The 6,575-nt window shown below is 63.1% G+C and carries 7 protein-coding genes and 1 tRNA gene; 5 read left to right on the forward strand and 3 right to left on the reverse strand.

The annotated features are described in order from the left end of the window. Nucleotides 1-66: 66 nt before the first annotated feature. The 4 genes from H5T74_14465 to H5T74_14480 all read left to right on the forward strand — a co-directional run bounded on the left by H5T74_14465 (nt 67) and on the right by H5T74_14480 (nt 1,879). Nucleotides 67-267, forward strand: coding sequence for a hypothetical protein (locus tag H5T74_14465; GenBank protein ID MBC7231579.1), 201 nt, complete (start codon nt 67-69; stop codon nt 265-267). An 18-nt stretch (nt 268-285) separates the two neighbouring features. Then, nucleotides 286-1,188 (forward strand): hypothetical protein, encoded by a 903-nt coding sequence (locus H5T74_14470; protein ID MBC7231580.1) that lies wholly within the window; start codon nt 286-288, stop codon nt 1,186-1,188. A 71-nt stretch (nt 1,189-1,259) separates the two neighbouring features. After that, on the forward strand, nt 1,260-1,553 hold the full coding sequence (locus H5T74_14475) for a nucleotidyltransferase family protein (protein ID MBC7231581.1): 294 nt from the start codon (nt 1,260-1,262) through the stop codon (nt 1,551-1,553). After that, entirely contained in the window at nt 1,550-1,879 is a 330-nt protein-coding gene (locus H5T74_14480; GenBank protein ID MBC7231582.1) for a DUF86 domain-containing protein, read from the forward strand. Before H5T74_14475 ends, H5T74_14480 begins: the two co-directional genes overlap by 4 nt. Nucleotides 1,880-1,959: 80 nt before the next feature. Here H5T74_14480 and H5T74_14485 read toward each other — a convergent pair. Further along, nucleotides 1,960-2,034, reverse strand: a tRNA-Val gene (locus H5T74_14485). A gap of 61 nt (nt 2,035-2,095) precedes the next feature. On the opposite strand from H5T74_14485, the gene H5T74_14490 reads away from it, so the two are divergent. Beyond that, complete coding sequence (locus H5T74_14490; protein MBC7231583.1) at nt 2,096-4,228, forward strand: hypothetical protein; 2,133 nt, start codon at nt 2,096-2,098, stop codon at nt 4,226-4,228. Between the two features lie 148 nt (nt 4,229-4,376). Here the strand turns inward: H5T74_14490 and H5T74_14495 are convergent, their stop codons facing one another. Both H5T74_14495 and H5T74_14500 read right to left on the reverse strand, forming a co-directional pair. After that, nucleotides 4,377-5,390, reverse strand: a complete 1,014-nt coding sequence (locus tag H5T74_14495) for a pyruvate dehydrogenase (GenBank protein ID MBC7231584.1) — start codon at nt 5,388-5,390, stop codon at nt 4,377-4,379. After that, the gene (locus tag H5T74_14500) at nt 5,383-6,408 is read right to left on the reverse strand and encodes a thiamine pyrophosphate-dependent dehydrogenase E1 component subunit alpha (GenBank protein ID MBC7231585.1); all 1,026 of its coding nucleotides are present in this window, start codon (nt 6,406-6,408) and stop codon (nt 5,383-5,385) included. Before H5T74_14500 ends, H5T74_14495 begins: the two co-directional genes overlap by 8 nt. Nucleotides 6,409-6,575: the final 167 nt, after the last annotated feature.

The raw sequence follows: 6,575 nt of genomic DNA on the forward strand, positions 1-6,575 counted from the left end.
CTCGTCCGCATCAGATCCCTGGCTGCAGCCTTCACCTGAGGCAACGGATAACGAAAGGAACTGAATATGGAACACGCCGTAAGCGCTCAAGCTTCCCCGGATATCGCTGAAATTGCAGCTCTAGGCGCGAAAATAGGAATGAGCATCATAGGGAAAGAAGAATGCCGGGGCTTTGACGTTTTGGCTTACCTGAATTTGAGTAGAAATTTGATGCCTGGAGGTGTATGTGGGAAATATCGGAGAATATTTGTATCAGCCGGCATATAGGGGAGATATCCGGGCTATTTGCAGCCCGAGATCGCGCAATTACGTTCTGCTTCATGGTTCAACAAACCGATCATGCGTAGGTGGGATATGGACGTCTCTATGATTTACTTCTCGCAAACGGGCAACACGCGCAAGGTGGCGGAGGCCATGGCTCAGGTGTTTGAAAAGCAGGGGCACGTAGTGAAGACCCTCCCACTTGGCAAGGCTACCCCCAAAGACGCCGCAGGCGCAGACCTCCTCGGGGTCGGGGCACCATGCTTTGCCGGCCATGCTCCGACACCGGTGAGGGGATTTCTTCGCGATATGCCACGACTTGACGGCCGGCGGGTTTTCGTGTTCGCCACGTCTGGCGGGGCGCCGGGAAGGGTTCTCTATGATATGACACGCTTCTTACGCCGCAAAGGCGGGGATGTGGTAGGCGGCTTTCTGGCGCGCGGGGAACCGTTTTACCCGCCCCCCAGCCTGGTCGGACGCTTTCCGGGCCGGCCAGATGAGGAAGATTTGGCCGAGGCGCAGCGCTTCGCTGCCTCCCTCGCAGAGCACATATCGGCCGGAATCCCCTCCCCGCTGCCGGAAAGCAGGCCCGAAGCCCTTAAGCGGAGATGGGGTCCTTACGAGATCATGAGCATCATCAACACGGATGCTTTTCTGCGTCTTTCAACCCCAAAGCCTAATCTGAACTCCGACTTATGCGACCAGTGTCGGTGGTGCGCAAAGGAATGTCCGGTGGATAATATTGACATGCAACCATACCCGGTTTTGGGAAAGCGGTGCATACGCTGCTTCCGTTGCCTGACGGGATGTCCCCGCAAAGCGTTTGAGGCCGACTGGAGATTCGCGAACCCCGTCCTCGGATTTATCTTCAACCAGTCTTTTGAGCGCCGGTTCGGTGACCTGGGAAAGGAAGAGAGCTTATACTGAAGGGCAGACAAGCCGCGCATCGGGGTTGCTATAATTATGCAAGAGAATTAATCGCGTCCAGGAGGGTGAAGATGGTAAAGAGAGTAACTGTGGAGGAAGTAACGGCGAAGATCTTACCTGTACTCGACAAGCACGATGTGTCCAGGGCCTCCATCTTCGGCTCTATCGCGAGGGATGAAGGCGATGAAAAGAGTGACGTTGATATCCTCGTCGAGCTGCGGGGGGAGAAGAGCCTGCTCGACCTGGCCGGTCTGAAGATAGAGCTGGAAGCAATCCTGGGGAGGGGCGTGGATGTGTTGACCTATGAATCTCTTCACCCGCTCCTCAAGGACAGGATAATGAGCGAGCAGAAGGTAATCCTGTGAAGAAAGACCCGCAGGTATTCGTGGATCATATCCTGGAATGCATCGGGCTCATCGAAGACTATCTCCGCGGCAAGACGCTGGAGGATTTCCTGGGGTCGGTACAACTTCAGGACGCGGTGATCCGAAGGGTCGAGATAATCGGCGAGGCCGCGAAGAATCTCCCACAGGACTTCAAGGAGAAGCACCCCGACATCCCCTGGAAGGAGATGGCGGGCATGCGCGATATCATCGCCCATGAATATTTCGGAGTGGATCTCAAACTCACCTGGAGGGTGGCCACCGAGGATCTATTGGGGCTGAAGGCTAAGCTTGAGAGGCAAAGATAGCCGCGTTGTATGCTGTTCGCTTGTAAGTTTTTCAAGTTGTAGTAGAGGAAGCCGGGCGCGGAGCCCGGCTTCTATTGTCCTGGTGGGCGTTAAGGGATTTGAACCCATGACCTCCTGCTTGTAAGGCAGGCGCTCTCCCGCTGAGCAAAACGCCCATCATTAGTGCATGATAAATCATGCTGTATAATACGAACAGATCCGAGGGGGTTATGTAACATGGGCAACGCGGTGGTGACCATTACCATAGCCTACGTCTCCGCCGTCTTCGCGTTATTCCTCTCCGCCGCCATATACAGGGCGCGAAAGGGGTTCCTGAACCGCTCCCTGGCGGCGGCCTTGTTTCTGTTCTCCCTCTGGGTGGTCGCCTCGAACGCAGGCAGGCTCATCGGAGACCCCTCCCCGCTGCTGGTCACTTGGGAATACCGTATATCCTATTTCCTCATCGTGCTCTCTGAAGGCTCGTTCATGCTCTTCTGCCTGGCCTTCCTGAAGGGAGAAAATCCAGGCCGCCGATGGCTGAGGATTCTTCTTCCCCTCTTGGTGGCACTGGCCATGATAAACCTCACGCCCTGGACCCTGGCCGAGGCTACATACATCAACGATATCTACCGTCAGACCAACGGGCCTCTTTACCCCCTTTTCATAGCCACGGTGACCGTTCTGGGGGCGGCGTCCCTCTGGATGGTCCACCTCAAACGCAGGAGGTCCCGGGGCACCGACCGCGCGCGCGCCACCTACATCCTGCTGGGCTTCGGGATATTCATCCCCCTTTCCGTCATCCTGGCGGCAATCCTCCCCGCACTGATAAAGCCCGACGTGACCACGGATCTTATGTACCCCCTCTCGCTGGTCCCCATCATCTGCACCGCCTACGCCATCCTCAAGCACCGCCTGCTGGACGTGCGCCTGGCGGTGCGTCGCACCTTCTCCTATCTCCTGACCATCGCTCTGTTCGGGATCCCGCTGGTGGCCGCCTATGCCCTGGCGAGCATGTGGTGGAGGGATGACCCGCGGTTGAACCTGGTCATCTCCGCCGCCACCCTCACCACGGTGGTCTGCCTCACGCCCCTCGCCTTGCGCTGGTCCTCCCGACTCACCTCGCGCCTTTTCTTCTCCGGCCTATATGACGACGTCGAGCTTCTGCACCGGGCATCCGAGGCCATGACGTCCAGGAACGACATCCGGGACGGGGTGGTGCTTTCACTGGTCATGGTGTGCGAACGGCTGGGGTTGAGGGAGCTCGCCGCCGTGATCCCGGCGGCGGTGACCGGTAAAGGGAGCAACTGGATCATGGGCGCCAGAGCGGTGGGCAGGGAGGTCTGCGGGTACCAGCGCGAGGATGACGAGCGTTCCCGTCTCTTCCGCATCCGGGACCGCATCCTGCTCCTCGAGGACCGGGACTTGTCCGCAGAAGCCGGCGACAAGACCGTCCTCGCCGAGATGCGAGAGCGCGGGCTGGTGGCCTTGATACCCCTGCGTGGTCCGGAAGTCATCCAGGGCGTCCTGCTGGTGGGGGAGAAGATGAACCGCTTCGCCCTCGATCCCATGGATCTGGAGTTCCTGGACCGGCTGGCGAAGAGGATAGGCCTCTTCGTGGAGAACCACCTCCTTTCCCTCCATCTCATGGACCGGGTGGAGGAGCTCTCGGAGGCCAAGCGCATGCTGGAGGAGTCGGACCGCTTCAAGAGCGAGGTCATCAACGTCACCAGCCACGAGTTCCGCATCCCGCTCTCCGTGGTCAACGGCTTCGCCGTCATCCTGCGCAACTACTTCCAGCGCCTGTCGGAAGGAGCGCGCAACGAGATCCTCGACCACATCGTCAGCTCATGCGAGCGCCTGAACTCCCTGCTGGACAAGTTCCTTACCGTCTCCTCCTTAAAAGACGGCGGGGCTTCCGTGGAACTGGCGCCCTGCAACGTGGAGGTATTGCTGAAGGAAGCATGTTCGTCGCTGCCGGAGGAGGTCAGGAAACGCGTGCATATGACCATGCGCGGCAACGGCATGGAGGCGTTGACCGACCCCTACTGCCTCGGCCTCATCTTGAGGAACTTGCTGGACAACGCGCGCCGTTTCAGCGACGACCTCTCCCTTATCACCCTCACCGCGGAGGCGAGAGGGAAGCGCATCGTGGTGGCGGTGAGGGACGAGGGGGAGGGGATGGACCCCGAGCTCACCGAGGTCATCTTCCAGCCCTTCACTCGCCTGGAGGAACTGGACCGGCACGGGGAGGGAGTGGGCCTGGGGCTCTACATCGTGCGCCTCGCCGCCGACCTCATCGGCGCGGAGATCGACGTGGATTCCAGCCCGGGCAGGGGCACGACCTTCCGCATCAGCCTCCCCAAAGCCTGAACGGACGGGCAGCGGCTGCGGCGGATCCTCGACGCACGAGCAAAAGAGGTGACCGACCACCTCGAACCAATATGTTCACGGCAAACAGGCGCTCGACGCCGCGATGTCTGACGCCTGAACCAACGCAGCGCCACCAGGGAGACGGTGTTCAGCGCGAGGCGAGGGAGAGGGCGGCCTCCAGGATGCGGCGCACGTTGGGGAGCGCCTCGTCCTCGAGGTGGCGGGCGAAGGGCACCACGTCCTCGGTGCACACGCGGGTGAAATCCGCCCTGACCCCCGCCTCCGCCAGCACCGCCGCGATCTCGCCCGAGAGGCCGAAACGCAGGTAGTCCTCGTCCGCCACCAGGACCCGGCCCGTCCTGCGGGCGGAGTCCGCGATGAGCTCGCGGTCCAGAGGCCATACACTCCTCAGGTCTATCACCTCCGCCTCCACGCCCCGCTGCGAGAGACGGGAGGCCGCCTCGAGACAGCGGTGCAGCCCCACCCCAAGACTGACCATGGTGATGTCGCCGCCCTCCCTGACCAACCTGGCTCTCCCCAGGGGCACCGGGCGGGGCGGGTCCTCCACCTCCCCGAAGGCTCCCGCCTCGGGCACGTCGAAGCTCACCGTGCCCCGGCTGGCGCCGCCTAGATAATCCAGCCAGTAGTCGGAGAGCAGCTTGTGCTCGAGATAGACCACGGGGTCATCGCAGGACAGGGCGGAGAGCATGAGCCCGGCCGCATCCGCCGGATTGGAGGGGGCCACCACCGCGATGCCCGGCATACCCGCGAGCGTGCCCCACAGGCACTGCTCGTGCTGGCCGCCGTCTCCGTAACCGCCGCCGCAGGCCGCCCGCACCACCAGGGGCACGTTCCACTTCCCGCCCGAGAAGGCCCTCACCTTGGTCGCCTCGTTGAGCAGGGCGTCGTAGGCCACGGCGATGAAGTCCACCAGCATGATCTCCACCACCGGGCGCAGCCCGGCCATGGCCGCCCCGACCCCGGCCCCCAGGAAGGCGGCCTCGCTGATGGGGGTCTGGCGCACCCGGCGCGGGCCGAAGCGCACGAAGAGGTTGCGCCTCAACATGGTCACGTCCTCGCCCAGGACGACGATCCTTTCGTCTCCGGCCATGGCCGTCTCCAACGCACGGTCTATGGCCGCCGCGAAGCTCATCTCAGGCATGGCGCCTCCTCCTCTCCATGGCCCGCGCTACGGCGTCCGCCACCTCACTCTTCGCCTCCTCCTCGATCCTCTCGCGCGCCTCCGCGGGGACCGCCTTCGCCGCCCGGTGCAGCGGGTCGACCTTCAGCAGGTACCTCTCCACGCCCAGGGCGGCTATGGTCCTGCCGATGCTCCCCAGATGGCCGCAGCGCGGCACCAGCGCGGCCGGGGGCCGTGAGAGCATGGCCCGCACGAGCGGCGGGCCGATCTCCGCCGTCTGCTTGAGAGGCTCCTTGAACACGCGCAGCAGGGGGTCGCCGAGGAAGTGGCCCTCCATGCGCGGGCAGGAGGCCAAGATGAAGCTCGGGCCCCGGCCCGCCCGAGCCCTCCTCACCGCTCGCCCCGCCGCCGCCCAGACCTTCTCCACCCGCGTGCCGTCAACGCGGCAGGCGGGCATGCCGAAGGAGGCCGCCCGGCGCACGAGGCATCCCCCGGTCACCGAGCGGGTGCGGGTGGTTATGGCCCAGGAGTTGTCCTTGCACACAAATATGAGGGGGAGCCGCCAGGCCGCGGCAAGGTTGAGGCTCTCCAGCACCAGCCCCTGGTTGGCGGCGCCGTCGCCGAAGAAGGAGAAGGCCACCGCGCCGGGCTTGAGATACTGGGCGGCCAGGGCGAAACCCGCGCCCAGGGGGGCGGAAGAGCCCACGATGCCTGAGGAGCCCGCCAGGTGCTCCCTAGAGAACAGGTGCATGTGGCCTCCCATGCCGCGGCACAATCCTTCCTCCTCCCCCATCACCTCCAGGAGTATAGAGGTTAGGTCCACTCCCCTGGCCACCAGGGGCGGCGTCGAGCGGTGGTCGAGGGCCAGCGCATCGCCCTCCTCGAGGTGGTCGAGGACCCCGGCCACCACCGCCTCCTCCCCTATCCCCAGGTGCATCTCGCCGGGGATGAGGCCGCGGTTCCATAGGTCCGCCTGCGCCTCCTCGAAGAACCGAATCCTCGCCATCTGGCGATACAACCGTTCGCTATCCGTCTTCATCTTCGCTCCTTTATCGATGGGGTCACATCTTCGATCTTCGATCAGGCACCGTTGCGCCTCCCTTCGGTCGGCGCAATCGCTTTCGCGATGCGCGGCGTGCGCAGATGAACACGTGCCAGGCCTGGACCTCCCTGCGCTCGCCTCCGGCTCGCTCCGCCTCCGTCCAG

The organism is Actinomycetota bacterium, assembly GCA_014360645.1.
Classification (GTDB): domain Bacteria; phylum Actinomycetota; class Geothermincolia; order Geothermincolales; family RBG-13-55-18; genus Solincola_B.

What these genes read in the sequence shown, in the direction of transcription:
- H5T74_14465 (MBC7231579.1), top strand. Translation starts at nt 67, where the DNA reads ATGGAACACGCCGTAAGCGCTCAAGCTTCCCCGGATATCGCTGAAATT.
- H5T74_14475 (MBC7231581.1), top strand. Translation starts at nt 1,260, where the DNA reads ATGGTAAAGAGAGTAACTGTGGAGGAAGTAACGGCGAAGATCTTACCT.
- H5T74_14490 (MBC7231583.1), top strand. Translation starts at nt 2,096, where the DNA reads ATGGGCAACGCGGTGGTGACCATTACCATAGCCTACGTCTCCGCCGTC.
- H5T74_14495 (MBC7231584.1), bottom strand. Translation starts at nt 5,390, where the DNA reads ATGCCTGAGATGAGCTTCGCGGCGGCCATAGACCGTGCGTTGGAGACG.
- H5T74_14500 (MBC7231585.1), bottom strand. Translation starts at nt 6,408, where the DNA reads ATGAAGACGGATAGCGAACGGTTGTATCGCCAGATGGCGAGGATTCGG.